We start from the raw sequence: 21,470 nt of genomic DNA, 5'->3' as shown, positions 1-21,470 counted from the left end.
TCCCCGGCTACCGATCATCGCTCGTAGCTGATCGAACGGTCGCCACTCTCGTCGTCGAGCGATCCGCTGATCCGGCCGCCCGCGCCACTGGTCTCGAAAATGCCACCCTCGACGCGGTACTGGCTCGACCCGCGTTGCGTGTCACCCCCGCCACCGCCTGCCGCGCCGCCCATGGCACCCATTCCACCCATCATGCCGCCCATTCCGGCGGGCGAGCTTCCGGCGCCGGCGCCCGCGGGCGCCGGGTCCATCCCGCCGGGAGCCATCCCGAGGCCTCCCTCGACCGCGGCCGGCTGCGCGCCACCCCCGGACTGCATGCCCGGTTCGAGCGATCCGGCTTCGTTCAGCGACCCCGCCGAACCACCGTCGATGGCGCCGCCGAGCGCGCCTTCGAAGCTGCCACCGCCTCCGCCGCCACTGGCGGTCGGCACGGTGCCATCGGCACCCGAACCCGACGCGCCACCACCGGCTTCCGCGGACACCGCGGCGGTCCCTTCGGCGCCGACACCGACCTCGACTCCGCCCGGAGCACTGAAGCCACCGCCGCCGCCGGACGCCATGCCCGCATCGGCCGGGGCGGGCATCGGACGGACCTCTTCGACCTTGCCAGGCTGCGGGTTGCCGGGATTCCGGTCGTCGAGCCCGTTCTTCATGTCGTCGGTCTCGAGGACGTCGCCGGGCTTGAGTTCCTTCTTCTCACCCTTTTCGTCGAGGGTGTAGGTGGTCGGCTCGCCCTTGCCGTCGTCGACGGTCACCACGGTCGGGCCGTTCGGGCCCTGCGGCTGCTCGGCGGTGATCTTGAGGTTGCCGTCCTGGATGTGGATCTTGCCGTCCGGACCGGGCCGGTAGACGCCGTCAGGGCCGGGCTCGCCTTCCTTGACCGCACCCTTCGGCCCGAAGTCGCCGTCCTTGCCGTCCTTGCCCTCTTCGCCGGGCTTGCCGTCCTCGCCCTTCGGGTCGTCGAAGTCGAGCTTGTAGTCCTTCTCGTTGCCCTTGCCGTCGTCGACCTTGATGTCCATCTTGCCGTCTTTATCCGGCTCGGTCATCTCGATCTTGTTGTCGCCCTTTTGGACGGTCATGGTGTCCTGACCGTCGATGCCGTCCTTGATCGCCTCGCCCGTCGCCGGGTCGATCGGGTACGGCTTGCCGGTCTCGGGGTCCAGCTCGAGCGGCTTTCCGGTGACCGGGTTCATGCCCTCGGCGGGCTTGTCCTCCGGTTTCGGCGCCTCGGGAACCGAAGCCGACGGCGGCGTGCCGCCCCCACCACCGGGAGGTGTGCCACCCCCGTCGCCGGGCGGGGTCCCGCCGCCACCACCGGGCGGGGTGCCGCCGCCGTTGCCGTCGTTGCCCGGCGGCTTCTGGTCACCCGGCGGCTTCTGGGAACCGGCCGCGGGGAACGGGTTCGTGTAGTCCTCCATGAACCGCGAAAGCTCGTGATACTGCGTGTTGATCGTGTCGGTCGCGTTCTTGCAGAGCTTCTTGAAGTTCTCGAACCGCTCGCCGAACTCTTTCGCGAACGACCCCTTCAGCCACTGTTTCGCGGCCCCGATCGCGTATTCCTTGTTCTCGTCGTTCAGCTTGCAGTCGTCGTCCCGCAGCCGTTCGGCGAGATTGTTGCCCGGACACGCGGAGTCGAGCCAGTACGCGACGTCCATGAGCTTTTCTTTGGAGTCGACCTTGCCGTTCGCGATGTCGACGACCTGTTTCGCCGTGAACAGCGGGGCCGTGGCGACCTTGTCGACACGCAGCTTCAGCGTTTCGTCGACCTTCAGCTTGAGCGCGGTGTAGATCTTGTCGATCGTCGCCGGCACCAGTTTGATGGCGCCGTCCATCTGCGCGATGAGTTCTTTCGCGTCGGGCTGGATCCGCTGCTCGTATTTGACCTTCGCGGCGGTGGCGCCCTCTCCCTTCCAGTCGTGGAAAAGAGTGGTCAGCGCCGCGGTCGCGTCCGTCCGGGTCTGTTCGACGGCCTTCTTCGCGTCGCCGAGATCTTCCACTTCGTCGAACATCTTCTGGAAATCGATCTCACGATTCTCGTGGAACCGGTCCCAGACATCGGTCTTGTAACTGATTTCGTACGGCCGGTCCGGCATCTTGTTCCAGACCTGCTCGGCCCAATCGGAAAAGAAATCCAGGGCCGGCTTCCCCAGGTCGAGCACCTGGTCGGACTTGGTCGTGGACCCGCCCGCGGCAGGCCTGGCCATGGCGTCGAGATCCTTGTCCGCCTTTTCCACGGCGGTCTTCTGCCTCTTGTCCGCGGCCGCGTTCGAGTCACGCTCGGCGATGGCCTTCTCGTAGGCCGCGTCCCCGCCGAAGATCAGCGCGTCCTTCGTGCCCTGCGTGATGTACGGATCGTCGAGCAGGGCTTTCTTCTGCTCCCACGTGTACTTGCTCATTGCGTCCCCGCCTTGTTGGCAGCCGCGGCGTTCGCCTGGTCGGATGAGGTGTAGCGGGTCGACGCGGTGCTGACCCCGCCGGCGAGCTGGGTGAGCTGGCCCGCGTAGCCCTTCATCGCGTCGGAGATGGCGAGAATCCCGGTGGCGTAGCCCTTTTGGTAGTCCTTGTGGACCCGGCCGAAGTCCGCGGGCTGCACCTGGGTCGGCCCGACCTTCCCCGCCTCGGACGTCGTGTTCTCAGCCGCGCGCTCCAACGACGTCGACGCCGTGAGCATCGCCTCTGAATCGGCTTTGTAGCCCCCGTCCGGCATGACCGGTGCCCCCTTCGTCCCGCTGTTTCCGCCTCGTTGTCCTACCTACGACGCACGCCGGCGGCATCAGGTGCCGTCGCATATGCACACAGAATGTACCCACCGGTCACCGAGGCCGCAGGGACATTCACACCTTTGCTAACTCAAACGATTTCGGCGCAAGAAGCCTGGTAGACCGCGTTTTCGCGGTTTCGCGCCCGCCTCGATGGCCTCGGCGAGCACGGTCGCCGCGCCTCGGATGTCGACGAGGCGATCCAGCTCGTCGAGGTCGATGTCGATGCCGAACTCCACCTCGACCGTCGCCAGTAGCCGGACGCGGCGCCGGGAGTCGACACCCATCTCGGCGAAGGGCGTGTTCTCGTCGATGGTTTCCGGATCGACGTCGAAGGTCTCGCAGACGAGCGCCTTGATCTCGTCGACGTACTCACTCCCGTCAGCTGCCATGGGGGGATTCTGTCCCATCCGCCGCCCAGTACCGCGTTCTGGCCGCGGAACGCGCGACCTTGCCGCTGGAGGTCCGCGGCAGACCGCCGGGTTTCACCAGGAAGAAGGCACGGAGGCGCACGTCGTGCCGCTCGGCGACGGCGCGGGTGACGGCTCGCGCGATCTCGGGCTCGTCGAAATCGGGGGCCTTCCGGGCGCGCTCGGCGACCACGACGACACCCTCACCTTCGTCGCCGTCGACCGAGAACGCGGCGATCCGTTCCGGCCCGAGAAGAGGGTGCGCGGCGGCGACGGTCTCTTCGATGTCGTGGGGGCTGTGGTTGCGGCCGTCGATGATGATCAGGTCCTTGATGCGGCCGGTCACGGAAAGCCTGCCGTCGCGGATCTTGCCCAGGTCGCCGGTGCGGAGCCAGCCGCCTTCCCCGTCGAGTTCCGCGCCGAACACCTCGGCGGTCAACTCCGGACGCCGCCAGTACCCGGCCGCCACGTTGGGCCCCTTGACCCAGATCTCGCCCGTGTCGCCTTCAGCGGGCAAAACGCGATCCGACGGGGCGACGACGCGGACACGCTGCCCCCTGGGCCGGCCGATCTCGACGACTTCCCGTCCGTCCACTTCGGTCACGACCGGGCCGCTGGAATCGCCGCTGGCGACGTAGACGGTGGCCTCGGCCAGGCCGTAGGACGGGCGGAACGCGCCCCTCGGGAAGCCGTGGGGTTCATAGGCGGCGAGGAACTCCCGGACGGTCGCCGCCCGGACCGGTTCACTGCCGCTGAGGGCGATCGACACCGTCGAAAGGTCGTACTCGGCGCGCTTCGCCTCGGGCACGGCCTCGGTCACCAGGTCGTACGCGAAGTTCGGGGCCGCCGTGAGCGTGTTCGGATACGCCGACATCAGCAGCAGCCAGCGCTCCGGGCGCCGGATGAACTCCAGCGGCGCGATGAACACCGTCCGGCCGCCGGAGTGCATAGTCCCCGCGAGCAGTTGGGCCAGCCCCATGTCGTGGAAGAACGGGATCCAGCCGACGCACGTGGTGCGCTCGTCGACGTCGTAGGCCGCACAGATCTGCCAGCAGGCGGCCGACAACGCCCGATGCGTGATGATCACACCGGCGGGTGATCGCGTCGTGCCGGAGGTGTACTGCAGGTAGGCGGGGTCTTCGGGGGAGACAGGCGACGGCGGCGACTGGTCCGCCGGGTCCGGCGGCAGGGTGTCGACGGCGATGATCTCGCGGGGCGCCGGAACCGGTTCGGCCCCGGCGAACTCCGTGAGCCGTTCGACCAGGGCTTCCGACGTGAGCCAAATGTCGGCGTCGCAGTCGTTGAGGACCCCGACGAGCCGCTCGCGGTGAGCGCGGACGTCCGGAGCGGACAGCGGCACCGCGACGGCTCCCGCGTACAGCGCGCCGAAGAACGCGACAACGTACGACAGGTCCTGCCGCGCCGTGATCGCGACGCGGTCTCCCGGCTGGATCACCTCGCGTAGCTTCGCCGCGACAGCGCGAACGTGGATCAGCAGCTCGGCCCAGGTCAGCGTGTCCTCGACTGGTTCGTGCCGGTTCGAGCAATCGAGGTGCGTGTACGCCGGACGCTCGACCCCGGCGCGTTCGAGCAGCCGGCGCAGGAGCGGGGTCCGCAACACTTCGTCGGGCACTTCTGGTGACACTGGCACATCCTCCGGCCGCGGCATGGGCATCATACGAACGTGGACGACTTCTTCGTGCTGGACGATCCAGCGGACCGCGTCAAGGCCCTGCGCGACCGCGAGCTCAGCTCGAACCCGGGCGGTTCCGCGGCCGAGACACCGAATCTCCTGCTGATGGACGGCGCGGACCACCGGCGGCTGCGCGCGGTGGTCAAGGAGGTCATCGCCCTGGTGGAGCCCCTGCCGGACGACGTGCTCTCCGACCTCCGCGTCGCGGTTAGCCCGCTGAAGTCGCGTGCGCGGTTCGACCTGGTGGCCGATTTCGCCAGGCCGGCGGCGGCCAGGGTGACGGAGGCGATGCTCGGCACGGTCGAGCCGCTCGGCGAGAAGTTGCTGACGAACCTCTCGGAGACCGCCGCGAACCTGGACGTCTGGTCGGGCGAGCCTGCCGGAGCCGACACCGCCGCGCTCAGGATCGCGATGTTCTTCCTCAAGGCGACGGCCATCGAAGGCGGGGGGCTGGCGCTGCTCCGCGAAGCACACGAAGCGGGCCGGATCACCGAAGACGAGCTGATGATCACGCCGGTGATGCTCGCCCACGCGGCGTACGAGAACTCCATGAACTTCCTGGCCCTCGCCGGCCTTGAACTCCTACGCCGCCCAGACGTTCTCGACGACGTACGCGGCCTGATCCACGAAATCGCCCCGACCCGCTTCGCCGCCCGCCGCGTGATCACGCCGTTCTCCTTGGCGGGCAAGGACTTCACGACCGGGGACAAACTGGCCATCCCGCTGGGCCCCGGCGCCGAACTCGCCTTCGGCCTCGGTCGGCACACCTGTCCCGGCTCGCGAGTCGCGGTCGCCGAGGGCGAAGTGGCGCTTCGCGCCCTTGCCGAGATCCTGACTCCCGACCACGTCGCCGAAGACGTGCGGTACAAGACGCACGCCGTCTTCCACGGCGTCGAGCGGGCCATCGTGGCGCTGCGAACCTGACCGCTCAGGTCGCCAGCCAGTCGGTGTTGGCGAAATCGTCGTCGTCACCCCGAGCGGCCGTCGCCCGCCGGTGCCGCCCGGCCGGACGCTCTTCCGGAACGGGCGCCGGAGGCGGCGGGGGTGGCGGCGGAACAGCCGGAACAGGCGGCCGGTACGCGACCGGCGGCTCCTCGGCCGTCCGATACCCGGCACGGCGCTCGTTCTCAGCCTCGTCCTCCTCGAACCCGAAGTCGCCGTCGTCCTCGACCTTCTCGCCCAGCGTCGACTCGGTCGCCCAGCCGCCCGCGGCCTTGGCCTTGCGGTTGCGCTCCTGCAACCGGACGATGACGCCGCCCTGGATCTTCGACTGCTTGTCGAACTTCTCCTTGGCCTCGGCGAGCGCCTCTTCACGGCGCTTGTCGAGCAGAGCCATCCTGGCGGAGTTCTCGCTCTCCAGACTCGCCAATTTGCTCTTCATCGCGGCAAGCGCGTCTTCGGAACCCACGGTCAGTCCTCCCTCGCTGGTGCCTGCCGTTAGCGGAACCCGATGACGCCGTCGTCATCGAGAGAACCGCTGATCCGGCTGCTCGATGTCGCCGTGTCGAAGAGACCGCCGTCGACGCGGTAACCGCTTGAGGAGCGTTGCTGATCCTCGCCACCACCACCGCCCGCTCCGGCACCACCCATCATGCCGCCGCCCATCATGCCCATTCCGCCGCCCATGGCGGCAGCGGACTGATCGCCACTCCCGCCCGGCGCCGAGCCGAGCCCCGAGGTCGAGGAAGCGGACGCGCCGCCGCCGGCACCCGCCGGGTCGGAGGCCTCGCCAAGGCCGTCGTCGTCACCCATGGGGTTGCTCAACGATTGCGGTGACGTCGAGTCCGAAGCCGCTGCCGGCGTGGTCTGTTCAGCGGCGGCCGCCGGGACTTCGACCGCGCCGGAAGGCGGAATTTCGTGCGTTCGCACGGGCTGGTCCCCACCATGCGACGCCGACTCCGGAGCGGTCTGCACCGTCGCGTGGTCCCTCGCCACCGCTTCCACCGGCTGCCCGGGAACGTGCTCGGCGGTGTGCCTGCCGCCCGGCACGGCGGCGGCGTCCGAACGAGCCTCGGTGGCGACACCACCAGCCGTCTTGGCCGCAGGGCTCTCCTCGCCGAGGGTGTACGTCGTCGGCTTGCCGCTGCCGTCGTCGACCGTCACGCGAGTGGGTCCATCGGGCCCGTCCGGCCGTTCGGCGGTGATCTTGAGATCGCCGTCCTCGATGTGGATCTTGCCGTCCGGACCGGGCTTGAACGCCTGGTCGTCCGCCCGCGGAGCGTCCGTCGGTTGTGCGGTGTCGCGATGGATCGCACCGCCCGCCGCCGCGTCACCGCCGGGTCCACGGTTCGGGGTGTCGTCCGGCAATGGCCGCGAGTCACCGAAGTCGAGCTTGTAATCCTTCGGTTGCCCCGTGCCATCGTCGACCGAGATCCCCATCTTGCCGTCCTTGCCGGGCTCGGCCATGGAGATCTTGTGATCGCCCTGCTCGACGGTGACGGTTTCCGGACCCTCTGGTTTGACCGCCTCGCCGGTGCGCGGATCGATGGGATACGCCTCGCCGGTCTCCGGGTCGATTTCGAGCGGCTTGTCCGTGACGGGGTTGAGGTTCGGGTCCGGAGGACTCGGCGGCGCCGGAGGGGCGGGAGGCTTCGTGTCACCGATCGGTGTGGTGTTGCCACCGCCACCACTACCGGGTCCGGAGCCCGGACCGGCGGTATGACCGCCACCGTTGTCCTGTCCTCCGCCGGTCTTGAACCCACCGTCCGAAGTCCCGGCAGCCGCGTCGAGATTGACGAACGGGTTCTCTTCGAGCTGGCTGAAGAAGTCGGTCAGGCCTTGCCAAGCCCCGGCGACCGCGGTGTGGGTGTTGGCGCACATGGTCTGGAAGTCGGTCAGGTACTTCGAATAGAACGGGTTGAAGGTTCCCGACAGGTAGGCCTTGACCTGCCCGATGATGTGCTCGACCGTCTCGCTGTCGAGGTCGCAATCGTCGTCGTTGATCATGTCGCGCGACTGCTGGTCGAGGAACTTCGAGCAGTGCTTGAAGTCGTCCTGGCTGGCGTTGTTGCCGAGCTCCGCGATGCGGATGATCCGATCCAGGTCCTGCGCGGTCACCTCACCGAGCCGGTCGCACGACGCCTTGATCATCCAGTCGGCCTTGTCGCGGCAGAATTTCGCGACCGAACCGGCCGCCGTCATCATCGCGACGGCCGCGTGTTCCGCGCCGTCGGCGACGACCTTCGTCTTGGCCTCGTAGTTCTGCTGATAGGTCCGCGCCTGGTCGGCGGCGGCCCCCTCCCAGCCACCGAGGTTCTTCTTCATCTCCCCGGAAACGTCACCGGAGGAAGTGACGACCGCTTCCTTCAGCTTCGTGAACTCGTCGGCACCGGCCGCGAATTTGCCGAACGGGATCTTCCGCTGCTGGTCGTACAGCCCACGCAGCTGGTTGATGTCGGCCGGAGCACCGGAATGCACCGCCGCGACCGAACGGTTGTAGAGCGGAACGAAGATCTCGATGTTCCGGAACGACGGCTTGCCGAAGTCCAGGATCTGATCCGAGGTTTCCGCCGCGGGATTGGTAGCCGTCGCCTTGGAGGCCATCTGATCGAGGCCCGCCCTGGCATCGGCGTTGGCCTTCTGATTCGCCTGACGGTCTTGCTCGGCGAACTTGTCGACATATCCCTTGGCGTTGCCATAGGCGACCTGGACACTGTCTTCCAGGCTGTTGATCACCGGGATGTCGGACAGCATCCCGCCCCAGACATTGTTCCCGTTGAGATCGCCTTCGCTGATCTTCATCTGCGCCTTTACGGCGTCACGGAAACCGTTCTTGTCCTCGTCGCTGGCGAAGCCGACCTCGTCGGGGTCTTCGTCTTCGATGTAGTCGATGTACTGGAGGGCGAGATCCCGCCGAACGTCCCACGGGATCCGCTCGTCGTTGATGATCTGCTCGACCTCGGCACGGGTCGGGAGGTCGTCTTCTTCCTGGGCGGTCACCGGCCACTCGCTTTCACGGACTGGCTCGTGTCGGCCTCGTTGGCCTCGTACTTGCCGCCCGAGGCGTTCAGCTTCTGCGCGAACAGGTCAGCGGCCTTGAGATAGCTGTCGGCCATGTTCGCCAGCCGCGTGACGGCGGGCCGGTACGGGCCGTAGCTCTCCTGGTGTCCCTGCCCGAAATCCATCGCGACCAGCTGGATGTCCTTGACCGCGGCCAAAGGCTGCTCCAAAGCGTGCTTCGGAATGTCGCTCAGTGCCTTGGCCGCCTGCGTCAACGCCTGCGGATCGACCTTGTGGCCGCCGGCCATGTCTCCCCCTCACCCTGGGCAACGATCTGCGTCGGAGATCAGACGTGGCCCAAGCCCTCCCGGTGCCGTTCCTTGCACACGGAATGTACCGGGCCGGTAACCCGGGCGCAGCGACTTGGGAAGATCGTGAGGGGGCTTACGAGGCGGAAGAGACGACGCCCGCGAGCCGGTCCGCCGCCGCCTGTGCGGTGTCGTGCGCGGGAGCCTCGACCATGACGCGGACCAGCTGCTCGGTGCCCGACGGGCGCAGCAGGACACGACCTTCTTCGCCGAGTTCGGCCTCGACGGCTCCCACGGCGTCGCGGACCGCGGCCGAGACGGCGACCGCCGCCTTGTCCGCCACCGGGACGTTCACCAGCACCTGCGGGAGGCGGTTCATGACGGCGGCGAGGTCGGCGAGCGACTTGCCGGTGGACGCCATGCGGCTCATCACCCGCAGCGCGGTGAGGAGGCCGTCGCCGGTGGTCGCGTAGGCGGGCAGGACGACGTGCCCCGACTGCTCGCCACCGAGCGCGAACCCGCTCGCGCGGAGCTCCTCGAGGACGTAGCGGTCGCCGACCGCGGTGGTGACGAGGTTGATGTCGTGTGCGCGCATCGCCAGGTGCAGCCCGAGGTTGCTCATCACGGTCGCGACCAGGGTGTTCTTGGCCAGCTCACCGGTCTCGGCGAGGGCGAGCGCGAGGACGGCCATGATCTGGTCGCCGTCGATCAGTTCGCCGGCGGCGTCGACGGCGACACAGCGGTCGGCGTCACCGTCGTGCGCGATCCCGAGGTCGGCACCGTGCTCGACGACGGCCGCGCGCAACGCGTCCGGGTGATTCGACCCACAGTGCTCGTTGATGTTCACGCCGTCCGGGTCGGCATGGATCGCGATGACCTCGGCGCCAGCCTTGCGGTAGACCTCGGGGGCGGCGAAGGAGGACGCGCCGTTCGCGCAGTCGACGACGACGCGCAGGCCCGCGAGCGGGTGCGGGGTGGCCGACAGCAGATGCTGGATGTAGCGGTCACCCGCGTCGGGGACGTCCTTCACCCGGCCGACGCCGATGCCGGTCGGGCGGGTGACGGGAGCGGCGAGACCGGCTTCGATCTCGTCCTCGATGCCGTCGGGAAGTTTGTGGCCGCCCGCGGCGAAGAGCTTGATGCCGTTGTCGGGCATGGGGTTGTGGGAGGCGGAGATCATCACGCCGAGATCCGCTTCGAGCGCGCCGACCAGGTACGCGACGGCGGGCGTCGGGAGGACGCCGAGGCGGAGCACGTCGGCACCGGCGGACGTGAGGCCCGCCACGACGGCGGCTTCGAGCATCTCGCCACTGGCACGCGGGTCACGGCCGACGACCGCGACCGGGCGGTGCGAACGGTCGTGGGCGGCGAGGACGCGGGCGGCGCTGGCGGCGAGCGAGAGCGCCAGCTCCGGGGTCAGCTCCTCGTTGGCGAGGCCACGTACGCCGTCGGTACCGAATAGACGTGCCATCTGTCGACCTCCTTGAAAAACCACCACGACAACCTAGCCAGTGCCCCTGTCTGTCCTCCCGCACCCCCGGTTCGCCTTTAGCGGGCTAAACGCGACGCGCGCGACTTTAGCGGGCTAACCGTGACACGGGTGGGGCGAATGTGGCGGGTGAGGCTGGTGGGACTACGGCGAGAGCGGAGCCCGAAGGACCCCGGAAACACGGAAGCGCCCATCCGAGAGACGGATGGGCGCTTCCGAGGGTTGCGCCAGAGGCGCGATCAGCGCTTGCTGTACTGCGGAGCCTTACGGGCCTTCTTGAGGCCGTACTTCTTCCGCTCCGTGGCGCGGGCGTCACGGGTCAGGAAGCCGGCCTTCTTCAGGGCCGGGCGGTCGTCGGCGTCGACCTCGACGAGCGCACGGGCGATCGCGAGACGGAGCGCACCGGCCTGGCCCGAGATCCCGCCACCGTGCAGGTTGGCGAAGATGTCGAACGAGTCGGGCTTGTCGACCGTCACCAGCGGCTCACGGATGAGCTGCTGGTGCACCTTGTTCGGGAAGTACTCTTCGAGCGTGCGGCCGTTGAGCTTGAACTCACCGGTACCGGGAACGACGCGCACCCGGACGACGGCTTCCTTGCGGCGGCCGACGGTCTGGGCGTTGCCACCGGCGGCACGCGACGGGCGCGGGGCGGCGGGGGTTTCGCTGGTCGCGACGGCGTCTCCGACCGCGGGGGTCTCGACGGCCTCGACGGCCTCGGTCTCGGTGCTGGTCACAGACTGTTCCTCACTCACTGCGCGACCTGCGCGATCTTGGTGATCTCGCGCGCCTGCGGCTGCTGCGCGGCGTGCGGGTGCTCGGCACCGGCGTAGACCTTGAGCTTCTTCGCCTGGGCGCGGCCGAGCTTGTTCTTCGGGAGCATGCCCTTGACGACCTTCTCGAGCAGGTGCTCGGGCTTGGTGTCGAGCAGTTCGCCGAAGGAGCGCTTACGCAGACCACCGGGGTAACCGCTGTGCCGGTACGCGAACTTCTGCTCGCGCTTGTTACCGGTGAGCGCAACCTTCTCGGCGTTGACGATGATGACGAAGTCACCGGTGTCCACGTGCGGGGCGTAGGTCGGCTTGTGCTTGCCGCGCAGCAGCGTGGCGACCTCGGTCGCGAGCCGGCCGAGCACGACATCCTCGGCGTCGATCACGTGCCAGGCACGAGTGACGTCGCCGGGCTTGGGGCTGTACGTGGGCAAGGGTCTACCTCGTCGTCAACATTGCGTGTGGGTTCTGTGCGGGCCTAGCGCTTACGCGCCGCAGCGCACAACGACTAATGAAGATACCCCCACGCCCGACCCTGCCTCGAAGCGGGGGTCGGTCCGGGGTCCCATACTAGGACCGGCGCCCGGCGGGCGCCCCGCAACTGTACCCCGCCGGTGTGGCGGAACCGCCCACGGCATCGTCCTTCGCGGGAGAGGATGAGACGATCCGGTCGCGCACCGCGCGCGGGGACTCGATCAGGGGAACGGCGATGAACAAACGTCCAACGACCATCTTGTGCGTGCTGAGCGCCGTGCTGGCGCTCACCACCGCCTGCGGCCAGGGGCGGGCGGGCACCGCCGTGCCGAAGGGCGACGACGCGGCGACCTACGTCGGCACGAAGTTCGAAACGGCGATGAACAAGCTGCAGGACACCATCGGCCAGCAGCGCGACGTCACCAGCGAGTCGGGCGCCTACTTCCGCTTCGACGAGAAGTACATCCGCAGCACGATCTCCTCGGCCCGCACCGGTACGCCGGAAGGCCGGGTCAGCCGCCAGCGCTCGCAGAAGAACCCGGACGACAGCATCGACTGGTACACCCCGGGCGACGGGACCGTCGAGTACGTGTACCTCGGGCCCGTCTATAAGAGCCTCGCCCCGACGCCGTGGGTTTCGATGCCGAAGTCGGAGGCCGGGCTGACGATCCCCTGCGCGTGGGTCGGGATCATCCACGCCTGCAAGATGGCCGACGCGATCGCCGTGTCCTACAACGCGGACAAGAAGATCGTGAAAGGCGCCAAAAGCCTTCCCGAGAACCGGATCGAGCTGACCGCCGACGTCCCGTTCGGGAAGTTCATCGAACGACGGGTGGAGGTCCTGCCGCCGTCGATCAGCGGGGCGATCACGGACGAGATGAAGAAGGCCCCGGTTCAGACCACCGTCTCCCTCAACCCGGACGGGACGCTGAGCCAGATCGTGATGGAGGCGAAGATCGAGGGCGGCGGGCACAAGATCGAGCTGCGCTACGACTTCCGCTTCACCGGCAAAGCGAGCGCGCAGGACCTGCCGAAGCTGCCGGACGCCTCGCAGATCACCGTGCTGCCGGACAAGGCGGCCAAGGACGACTTCAATCGCCGGTTCAACGAGCTGAAGGGCGTCTGAGGCATGACCCGCTTTCGTCCCGACGCCGTGCACTTCTCGATGCCCCGAGGTGACCACCGATGAGCCAGCCGCCCGAACAGCAGCCACAACAGCCGCAGCAGTGGTGGCAGCCGCCCGCGAATCCCGCGAACCAGCAGCAAGGCTGGCAACAGGAAGGCCAGGCCACCGGACCGCATGCCGGGCAGTGGCAGCAGAACGACGCAGGCGCCGCGACCACCGGCTCCTACACGGGGCAGTGGCAACAGCAGCCCGGCGTCACAGGTTCCTTTTCCGGACCCTGGCAGCAAAGCGCCACCCCGGCGCCGGGCACGGCGTGGCAGCAGCCACAGCAGCAGCCGGTGCCGCAGCAGGATTGGCAGGCACAGCAACAGATTCCGGGCACTCCCCCGCAGGGACAGTACGGCGGCGGGTTCCAGCCCGCGCAGTCTTCGCAGTACGGCGGGCTCGGCGCTTTCGGCGCCGAGCCCGGAAAAAAGCCCAAGGTTTCCAAGAAGACCTTGCTGATCGGCGGGATCGCGGCGGCCGTCGTGATCGCGGGCGGTGTGGGAGCCTGGCTGCTCGGCGCGTTCGCGGGTGACACTCTCGATCAGAAGTCGGTCCAGGACGGTGTCGTCCGCGTGCTCAATGAGAACTACGGCGAGCCGGACGTGAAGAACGTGACCTGTCCTTCCGGCCAGCCGGTGGAGAACGGCACCACGTTCGACTGTTCGATCGATCTTTCGGGACAGCAGAAGAAAGTCACCGTCCGGGTGCTGAACACCACCCCGGAATTCGAGGTCGGCGCGCCGCACTGACCTCTTCCGGACACGGAAAAGCCGCGACGCTCCCCGTCGCGGCTTTTCCTTTGACACAAACGAAACGGCGGGCTCGGCATCCGAAGATGCCTGCCCGCCGTTGCTCGTTCGGAGCCGGAAGACTCAGAACAGGCCGGTGACGCCCTGTTCCGTGGCCTGGTAACCGTCGGCCAGCTGCGGCAGCACGCCGGCGACCTGCGCGAGCAGCTGCTTGAGCTCCTCGAACTTGTTGTCCCACTCGGTCTGCGCGGCGATGTACGCGGTCTGCGCGTCACCCTGCCAGGTGTTGACCAGCGGAGCGAGGTCGCTCTTCAGCTGCCCGAAGAGGGACTCCAGCTCGCCACCGGTGCTCTTGCAGTCGTCGGCCGCCGCGTGGATCGTGGCGTAATCGACCTTCATCTCGCTCATAAGTTCCTCCAGTGATTAAGAAAGTCTCGGATTGTCGCGGGGTGGAGCAAGATCAGCCGAGGACGCCGAAGCCCTTGTTGACCGAGTTGATGAGTTCCTGCTGCTGCTGCTCGGAAGCGTTGTACTTCGAGCCGGCCTGCTCGAGCAGGTCGGCGATGTTCTGGAGGGCCTGGTTGAGCCCACGGCCCGCCTCGTTGAAGCGCTTCATCACGTTGTTGAACGCGATCGAAGCGTCGCCGGTCCAGCCCGCGCGGGTGGCCTCGATGTTGTCGCGAAGCTTGCTCAGGTTCTGGTCCATCGAGACGCGAACCTCGGTCACCCGCTTCTCAGCCTGGGTGAACTGCTCGACATTCCCCTGAAAACCGCCAGCCATGGGAGCTACCCCCTTCGTTCGTGGTTATCCGTACTCGGTGAAGTTCGTTTGGTACGGACCTACGACGGAGACACTGCCACGTCTGGTTCCCTCTTGTCGCTCGTTGCTTTCAAGTAGTTGCTTGCGTTAACGCTCCCGAAGGGAACCGAACGAGGGAACCCAGGCCGCGCGCTGCGATTCACGCGGAAAAAATGGCTTCCACCACGGGATTTAGCGAATGCACAGTGGTCGATCAATCGCCGCGGCTCATGATTCGCGACTGCGAAAAGTCCTCGTCGTCGTCACTCACACGTGGCCGTCGGGGCGCCGGTTCTGGCCGAAGGGGAACCAGGTCTGCCGCTGGGGGCAAAGCGGGAACCGGAAGACCGGCGCCCGCGCGGAACCGTTTCGCGGCGTTCCGGACGACGGCGGGGGTCGGCGCGGTCTCGCCACCCGCGAGTCGTCCTTTGCCGAATTGCTTCGCCAGTTCGGCGTTCTCGCCCCGACGGCGTTCGTAGCGTGCCTTGGCCGTACGGGCGACCTGCCGGGCATAGGTGACCGCGTCGCGCCCTGTGCGCGCGAAGTGCTCGGCGGCGGTCTCGGGTTCGGGTGGCATGTGCCTCCCCCTTCAGTTGACGACCGCCATCGTTTTGACGACCTGTTCGCAGGCCGCGCTCACCCGCTGTTCGTGCGGTGAGCCGGTGCCGTACTGGCAACCGATGTGGACGCGGATCTTTCCCTGAGCGACCACGTACCAGTCGACGCGGGCACTCGGCTTGGTCTCGCGGTAGTAGATGACGGTTTTGCCGGCGTAGTTCGCGGAACCGTTGAACCCGCTGTACTTCTGGTCGGGGTCATTGGCCGCCTTGGTCCCGAGCTCGTCGACCAGTTTCTGTCTGTCGGCGGTCGCGTCGTAGTTCATCACGAACTCCTGCGCGACCACGAGGTCGTCTCCGGTCAGGGAGTCGCTCGGGTGGATCACCACCTGGCGGTCGGCGACGCGGTCGTCGGTCTGTGTCCAATCCGGCGGGGCGATGAAGCGGTAGTCGTACTGGGAGAGCGTCCGGCCCTCCGGCTCGGCCTCCCCACTGTTGACCGCGAAGAGGACGCCGCCGACGACCGCCGCCACGGCCACCACGGCCGCGGCGATGATCCAGGGCGTCTTCTTGCTCTTGCCGCCACGCTCGGCGGGCTTGGTGTCCCGGGAGGGCTCACCCGGCCGCCACGGCGGCGGGGCGGCTATCCCCTGTCCCATCGGAGGCGACGGCGGCCCCTGCCGCGTCGCGTTTAGCGGGCTAAACGCGCTCTGCGGGGGCGGGGCGGGCTGGTGGGGGCCGGGAGGGAACGGGGGGCGCGGGGCGTCGGGACGCCGATCGGCGGGAACCGGCGCGGGGGCACCGCCGGCACGGGAGACCGCGGAGCCCGCCAGTGAACCCGTCCGGTCGGGGTCGATCAGCACCGCGCGCAGGGCGCCGCGGGCGACCACGGTCTCGGGCTGATCCAGGGTGGTGGGCACGACGCCGGTCCGCTCGTGCACCAGCCGGGACACCATCGGGATCCGGCTGGACCCGCCCACGAGGAAGATCGCCGTCAGCTGCTTCGGCCGCAGTCCGGAATCGCCGATCGCGGCCACGGTCAGCTCGACCGCGCGTCCGAGCGGGCCCGCGATGAGCCGCTCGAGGTCCTCCCGGGTCACATGCGCGTCGGCGAACGGCGGCGGCATCGGGACGTCGGTGTACGCGTGCCGGGACAGTGTCTCCTTCGCGCCGCGCACGTCCTGCCGCAGGACGCGGCGCCGCCGCCTGTCCGTGAGTTCGCGACCCTCGACGAGCTTCCGCCATTCCGGCGGATCGGCGGACGACACCAGCGAACCCACGTGCTCCAAAAGCGCCTGATCGACGTCCGCTCCCCCGAAGCTCGGATCCCCCCGGGTGGCCAGCACCTGGAACCCGGCGCGTTTAGCGGGCAAACTGCGATCCGCGGGGCTGCCGGGCATGCGCTGCACCACGGACACGTCGACGGTGCCGCCACCGAGATCGAGTACCGCCAGAGCGTCGCCGGGACGACCGCTGAATTCGACGGTGCGCTCGGAATTGAGATCGGCCGGAGCGAACGTCGCCGCGTGATAGACCGCGGCGGCGACCGGCTCCGGCACGAGCGCGACCTGGCGCGCGAGCCCGCCCGCCGCCTGCCGGAGCAAACGGGTGCGGGTCGCGCCCCAATCGGCTGGGTGGGTCAAGACGAGCAATTCGACTTCGGCGTCCCCGGCGAGCCGGCGTGCCTCGGTCACCGCTCGCTTCAGCACGGCGTGGACGACGTCGGTCACGCGGAGGACGTTGTCGCCCAGCAGCAGGTCGCCTTCGTCGATCCGGCGCTTCGGATTCGGCTCGTAGCGCGATGGATCCACCGCCGCCTGCCGTTCCGCCTCCTGGCCGACGAACAGCGTCCCGTCCGGCGCGGCGTAGACCGCCGACGACATCAAGGGCTGCCCGTCCACCACGACGACCTGCGGCTCGCGGCCGTTGATCGAAGCGACTACGCAGGTGCTCGATGTCCCGAAGTCCACCGCTACCCGCACTGCCACAAGCCACTCCCGCAGATCGTCGTCGTCATCCCACGCCCGGCCCGTACCTCACCTGGTTCCGCGGGAGGTCAGTCCGGCTGGATCCACGAGACCTGCATGAGCTGCTTGCCGTGCTTCCGGGTCACGAGGTTTCCTCGGCCCGGCGGCATCTGGCTCGGCTTCACGTTGGCGACGAGGTTGCCCTCGTCCCGCGAGCCGTTCATGACCATACCGGGCGCCGCGATCTCCCTGAGCTTGCCGAGGATCGGGTCGAACATCGCCCGGCTCGCGCCACCACTGCGGCGCACGACGACGATGTGCAGACCGACGTCCTTCGCCTGCGCGAGGAACTCGGCGAGCGGCTTCAGCGGGTTGCTCGTCTGCGTGGCGACCAGGTCGTAGTCGTCGACGATGATGAACAGCTCCGGACCGGTCCACCAGGACCGGGTCTTCAGCTGCTCCTGCGTGACGTCCGGGCCGGGGAGCCGCCGGGTCATCGACCCGTGGACGTCCTTGACCATGCTCTCCAGCTGCGCGGCGGACACCGCGTAGCCGAGCAGCTGGTCTCCACCGATGAAGCCCAGCATCGTGCGCCGGTAGTCGACGAGGATGATGACCGCTTCCTGCGTCGTGTACCGCTCGGTGATGCCCCGGGTGATCTGGCGCAGCAGGTTCGTCTTGCCCGACTCGCCGTCCGCGAACGCGTAGAAGTGCGAATCGGCGGCGAAGTCGAGGTAGATCGGCTGGAGATCTTCCTCGTTGACGCCGATCGGCACCAGCTTCGTGTTGCGCTTGGAGTCGATGCCGAGGACCTCGTCGTAGGTGACCATCTCCGGCAGCAGGCGGACCTGCGGCGCCGGGCGGCCCTTCCACGCGGCCTTGATCTTCGCCACCGCGTCGGCGACACCGGCGGCGACGTCGTCCGGGTTGCTCGATCCGTCGATACGCGGCAGACCGGTCAGCAGGTGCAGCTTGTCCCTGGTGAGACCACGGCCGGGGCGGCCTGCCGGGACGTTCACCGCGACCCGGCGGTCGATGTCCGACTCGCTCGGGTCACCGAGGCGCAGCTCGAACCGGGTACCGATCATGTCCTTGATCGCCGGGCGGATGTCCGCCCACCGGTTCGCCGCGATGATGACGTGCACACCGTAGGAAAGACCCTGGGTGGCGAGCTTGGTGATCGAGGTCTCCAGCTCGTCGAAGTCGTCCCGCAGCGCCTTCCAGTTGTCGACGATCAGGAAGGCATCGCCGAAGGCGTCTTCCTCGGGCTTGATCTCGCCCCGTCGCTTGCGGTTGCGGAACTCGTTCATCGAGTCGATGCCCATGGCACCGAAGCGGCCTTCCCGCTCGGTGAGCAGGGTGGTCAGCTCGGCCACGATCCGGCGGGCCTTGTCCGGCTCGCGCCGGGCGACGGCGACGCCACCGACGTGCGGCAGGCCCTGGAGACCGGCCAACGTACCGCCACCGAGGTCGAGCGCGTAGAACTGCGCTTCCTCGGGGGTGTGGGTCAGCGCCATCGACATGATCAGGGTCCGGAGCATGGTCGACTTGCCCGACTGCGGACCGCCGACGATCACACCGTGCCCGGCGCCACCGGAGAAGTCGGCCCACAGCAGGTCACGGCGCTGCTCGTACGGACGGTCGACGATGCCCATCGGCACCTGCAGCCGTCCGTTGCCGAAGAACCCGACCGGGGAAAGGCCGCGGTCGTCGGTGGGGTTCAGGTTCGGCAGCAGGGTGTCGAGCGAGTTCGGCTCCTTGAGCGGCGGCAGCCAGACCTCGTGCGCCGGCGGGCCCTGGCCGATCAGCCGGGAGACGATCACGTCGAGCTCACTGGGCTCGACGGCCTCCTCCGATTTGGCCTCTTCGACCGGCGCGGCCTCGATCTGCTGCGGCTCCGGTTCTTTCGGCAGTTCGACGAAGTCCGGGACGAACAGCTGCGGGCGTTTGTCCGCGCGGACCACGGTCGCGACCGGCCCCGCGGCCTTGATGCCCGCGGGCCGGTACGGACCCGAGACGTACGAGGCCTTGAAGCGGACCAGCGTCGAGGTGTCGTACTTGAGGTAACCGCCGCCGGGAACGGACGGCAGCTCGAACGCGTCGGGCACGCCGATCGCGGCGCGGGATTCCGCGGCGGAGAAGGTCTTCAGACCGATGCGGTAGGAAAGGTGCGAGTCGAGACCGCGCAGCTTGCCCTCTTCCAGGCGCTGCGACGCGAGGAGCATGTGCATCTGCAGCGACCGGCCAAGACGGCCGATGGCGACGAACAGGTCGATGAAGTCCGGCTTCGCGGCCAGCAGCTCGGAGAACTCGTCACAGACGATGAAGAGCGCGGGCAGCGGGTCGAGGTCGGCGCCGTTCTCCCGGGCCTTTTCGTACTCCCAGACGTTCTTGAAGTTACCGCCGTTCTTCAGCGCCTCCTGGCGCCTGTTCATCTCGCCTGCCAGCGCGTCCTTCATCCGGTCGACCAGCGTGACCTCGTCCGCGAGGTTGGTGATGACCGCGGAGACGTGCGGGGCGGAGTCCAGACCGAGGAACGTCGCGCCACCCTTGAAGTCGACGAGGACGAAGTTCAGCGTGCTCGACGAGTGCGTGGCGAGCATGCCCAGCACCAGGGTGCGGAGGAACTCCGACTTACCGGAACCGGTCGCCCCGATGCACAGGCCGTGCGGGCCCATGCCCTCCATCGCGGCTTCCTTGATGTCCAGCTCGACCGGCTGGCCGTACTCGCCGACGCCGAACGGGACGCGGTAGCGGTCTCGCACCGGGCGCGGCCGCCATGCCTGCTGGACGTCGAAGGTCATCGGGTCGCCGGGGATGCCGAGCAGTTCGAGCAGACCGGGGTTGGACAGCAGCGGCTCTTCCTCGGCGGCGTCCTGCGCGGCGGTGCCGACGCGGTACGGGGCGAGGAGCCGGGCCAGCGCTTCGGCCTCGACCACGCTGAGCGTGTCCGGACGGCCGAACCATTCGACGCCGCCGGCGCTGCGCGCGCCGAGACGGTCTTCCTCGACGACCAGCCGCAGACCGCGACGGGCCGCGAGGTTGCCGATGGAGTCGGAAAGGTCGATCAGGGTGACGCCGACCAGCCCCTCTTCGAGGATGATCTGCTCCTCGCGGGTGACCTCGGCGTCGTCGATGATGATGACGACGTGCGGCTGGTCCGGTGCGGGCGTCGCGTTGCGGGAGAACCGCTGGCGGTCACGGAGTTCTTCGTCGAGCCACTGCTCGATCTGCGCGAGGGAACCGGCCATCATCCGCAGCTGGCCGATACCGTCGGCGAGCGCCGGGTGCTGGGCGTGCGGCAGCCACTTCGCCCACTCCCACTCCTCTTTGGCGCGGCCCGCCGTCGCGACCGCGATGAGGACGTCGTCGGGGCTGTGGAAGGTGACCAGCTGGGCCAGCATCGCCCGGGTGAGGCCGCGGGTGAGGCCGCGGTCGCCCTGCATGCTGACCGCGGCGAACCCGCGGAGGGTGATCTGGGTCGGCAGGTCCGGGACGATCGAGTGCGCGCGGACGAAGCGGCGCAGGGCGAGCGTGGCGATCGGCTCCAGCTCGTCGACAGGGCCGGTCTGCGGCGGCACGAGCCGCGTCGCGAGCCGGTGCGAGCTTCGGCCGACGCGGAGGTGGAGGAAGTCCTGGTCGTTCTGACGGCGTTCCCACATGCGGCGGCTCGCGGCCAGGGACCACAGCGTCTGCGGGTCGGGGTGGACCCACTCGAGCGCGGCGCGCTGGTCGACCATGGCCTCGCGGGCCCTGTCACGCATCTGGCCGAGGTAGCGCAGGTAGTCCTTGCGGTCCTCGTCCATCTCGGCCTTTTTGGCGCCGCCACCCTTGCCCGCGCCGCCGGCCATCATGCCGACGGTGCTGAGCACCATCATGCCGCCCATCATCATCATCATGGGATTGCGTCCACCCGTGGTGAACATGAAGACCATCATCCCGAGGGAAGCGACGATCATCACCGCGGGAAGCAGCTTCATGACGATGTTGCCCGGGATGGTGCGCGGCACCTCAGGCGGCGGTTCGAGATGCACCTCGCCGCCCGGCGGCCGCGGCGCCGCCAGGCGCGGTGACTTCTTGAACTGCAGCGTGCTCATCGAAGGACCCCTCTTCAAACTCGACGATGGCGGCCACCGTTGGTGCGCGTACGGGTGCGCGAGACAACCTATCGAACGTGGCCGGTGAAATCCGGACAACGCCGAGAACGGCCCCAGCCGGGGCAGTACGCATGTCGGGAGTGTAGGGCTCCGGCTCCGCCGACGTGCGTTTAGCGGGCTAAGTGCGATCCGGCGGCCAGACGCCCGACGTGCGTTTAGCCCCCTAATCGCGATCCGGCGGTCGGGGCCCGCTCAGGTGCCCAGGCTCCCCTGGACGTCACGATCAGCCCG

General features: G+C 68.4%; 18 protein-coding genes. 3 read left to right on the top strand and 15 right to left on the bottom strand.

Annotated features, from left to right (window positions below; translation table 11 throughout):
• Nucleotides 1–14: 14 nt before the first annotated feature.
• The 4 genes from H074_RS41015 to H074_RS16040 all read right to left on the bottom strand — a co-directional run bounded on the left by H074_RS41015 (nucleotide 15) and on the right by H074_RS16040 (nucleotide 4,838).
• Complete coding sequence (locus H074_RS41015) at nucleotides 15–2,396, bottom strand: collagen-like domain-containing protein (protein ID WP_007031082.1); 2,382 nt, start codon at nucleotides 2,394–2,396, stop codon at nucleotides 15–17.
• Nucleotides 2,393–2,707, bottom strand: coding sequence for a hypothetical protein (locus H074_RS16050; protein WP_007031081.1), 315 nt, complete (start codon nucleotides 2,705–2,707; stop codon nucleotides 2,393–2,395). Before H074_RS16050 ends, H074_RS41015 begins: the two co-directional genes overlap by 4 nt.
• Before the next feature lie 138 nt (nucleotides 2,708–2,845).
• The gene (locus H074_RS16045) at nucleotides 2,846–3,151 is read right to left on the bottom strand and encodes an acyl carrier protein (RefSeq protein ID WP_007031080.1); all 306 of its coding nucleotides are present in this window, start codon (nucleotides 3,149–3,151) and stop codon (nucleotides 2,846–2,848) included.
• Nucleotides 3,141–4,838, bottom strand: a complete 1,698-nt coding sequence (locus H074_RS16040) for a fatty acyl-AMP ligase (RefSeq protein ID WP_039922597.1) — start codon at nucleotides 4,836–4,838, stop codon at nucleotides 3,141–3,143. Before H074_RS16040 ends, H074_RS16045 begins: the two co-directional genes overlap by 11 nt.
• Before the next feature lie 15 nt (nucleotides 4,839–4,853).
• Here H074_RS16040 and H074_RS16035 point away from each other — a divergent pair, with 15 nt between their 5' ends.
• Nucleotides 4,854–5,786 (top strand): cytochrome P450 family protein, encoded by a 933-nt coding sequence (locus H074_RS16035; protein ID WP_007031078.1) that lies wholly within the window; start codon nucleotides 4,854–4,856, stop codon nucleotides 5,784–5,786.
• A 4-nt stretch (nucleotides 5,787–5,790) separates the two neighbouring features.
• Here the strand turns inward: H074_RS16035 and H074_RS16030 are convergent, their stop codons facing one another.
• The 6 genes from H074_RS16030 to rplM form a co-directional block, all read right to left on the bottom strand.
• A complete protein-coding gene (locus H074_RS16030) occupies nucleotides 5,791–6,270 on the bottom strand; it encodes a hypothetical protein (protein ID WP_007031077.1) in 480 nt (159 codons plus the stop codon).
• A gap of 29 nt (nucleotides 6,271–6,299) precedes the next feature.
• Nucleotides 6,300–8,801, bottom strand: a complete 2,502-nt coding sequence (locus tag H074_RS16025; RefSeq protein WP_007031076.1) for a hypothetical protein — start codon at nucleotides 8,799–8,801, stop codon at nucleotides 6,300–6,302.
• On the bottom strand, nucleotides 8,798–9,109 hold the full coding sequence (locus tag H074_RS16020; protein ID WP_007031075.1) for a hypothetical protein: 312 nt from the start codon (nucleotides 9,107–9,109) through the stop codon (nucleotides 8,798–8,800). The genes H074_RS16025 and H074_RS16020 overlap by 4 nt, the downstream gene beginning before the upstream one ends.
• 136 nt (nucleotides 9,110–9,245) lie before the next feature.
• Nucleotides 9,246–10,580 carry a phosphoglucosamine mutase gene (glmM, locus tag H074_RS16015; protein ID WP_007031074.1) on the bottom strand — a complete coding sequence of 445 codons (1,335 nt, stop codon included), beginning with the start codon at nucleotides 10,578–10,580 and terminating at the stop codon, nucleotides 9,246–9,248.
• Nucleotides 10,581–10,837: 257 nt separating this feature from the next.
• Nucleotides 10,838–11,332 carry a 30S ribosomal protein S9 gene (gene rpsI / locus H074_RS16010; protein WP_007031073.1) on the bottom strand — a complete coding sequence of 165 codons (495 nt, stop codon included), beginning with the start codon at nucleotides 11,330–11,332 and terminating at the stop codon, nucleotides 10,838–10,840.
• 14 nt (nucleotides 11,333–11,346) lie between these two features.
• A complete protein-coding gene (gene rplM, locus H074_RS16005) occupies nucleotides 11,347–11,799 on the bottom strand; it encodes a 50S ribosomal protein L13 (RefSeq protein ID WP_005166833.1) in 453 nt (150 codons plus the stop codon).
• 275 nt (nucleotides 11,800–12,074) lie between these two features.
• On the opposite strand from rplM, the gene H074_RS16000 reads away from it, so the two are divergent.
• Together H074_RS16000 and H074_RS15995 are read left to right on the top strand one after the other, a co-directional pair.
• A complete protein-coding gene (locus tag H074_RS16000; RefSeq protein ID WP_007031072.1) occupies nucleotides 12,075–12,965 on the top strand; it encodes a hypothetical protein in 891 nt (296 codons plus the stop codon).
• Nucleotides 12,966–13,024: 59 nt separating this feature from the next.
• On the top strand, nucleotides 13,025–13,759 hold the full coding sequence (locus H074_RS15995) for a DUF4333 domain-containing protein (RefSeq protein WP_007031071.1): 735 nt from the start codon (nucleotides 13,025–13,027) through the stop codon (nucleotides 13,757–13,759).
• A 123-nt stretch (nucleotides 13,760–13,882) separates the two neighbouring features.
• On the opposite strand, the gene H074_RS15990 is transcribed toward H074_RS15995, so the two are convergent.
• The 5 genes from H074_RS15990 to H074_RS15970 form a co-directional block, all read right to left on the bottom strand.
• Nucleotides 13,883–14,167, bottom strand: coding sequence for a WXG100 family type VII secretion target (locus H074_RS15990; protein ID WP_007031070.1), 285 nt, complete (start codon nucleotides 14,165–14,167; stop codon nucleotides 13,883–13,885).
• A gap of 52 nt (nucleotides 14,168–14,219) precedes the next feature.
• Nucleotides 14,220–14,540 carry a WXG100 family type VII secretion target gene (locus H074_RS15985; RefSeq protein ID WP_007031069.1) on the bottom strand — a complete coding sequence of 107 codons (321 nt, stop codon included), beginning with the start codon at nucleotides 14,538–14,540 and terminating at the stop codon, nucleotides 14,220–14,222.
• 232 nt (nucleotides 14,541–14,772) lie between these two features.
• On the bottom strand, nucleotides 14,773–15,135 hold the full coding sequence (locus tag H074_RS15980; RefSeq protein ID WP_007031068.1) for a hypothetical protein: 363 nt from the start codon (nucleotides 15,133–15,135) through the stop codon (nucleotides 14,773–14,775).
• A 12-nt stretch (nucleotides 15,136–15,147) separates the two neighbouring features.
• Nucleotides 15,148–17,103: a type VII secretion-associated protein gene (locus H074_RS15975; protein WP_039922469.1), complete on the bottom strand. Its 1,956-nt coding sequence runs from the start codon at nucleotides 17,101–17,103 to the stop codon at nucleotides 15,148–15,150.
• 68 nt (nucleotides 17,104–17,171) lie between these two features.
• Entirely contained in the window at nucleotides 17,172–21,179 is a 4,008-nt protein-coding gene (locus tag H074_RS15970; protein ID WP_007031066.1) for a type VII secretion protein EccC, read from the bottom strand.
• Between the last annotated feature and the right edge of the window lie 291 nt (nucleotides 21,180–21,470).

This window comes from Amycolatopsis decaplanina DSM 44594, from assembly GCF_000342005.1.
GTDB classification, from domain to species: Bacteria; Actinomycetota; Actinomycetes; order Mycobacteriales; family Pseudonocardiaceae; genus Amycolatopsis; species Amycolatopsis decaplanina.
The sequence above is the reverse complement of the archived record's forward strand: the minus strand, read 5'-3'. Positions and strand labels throughout refer to the sequence as shown.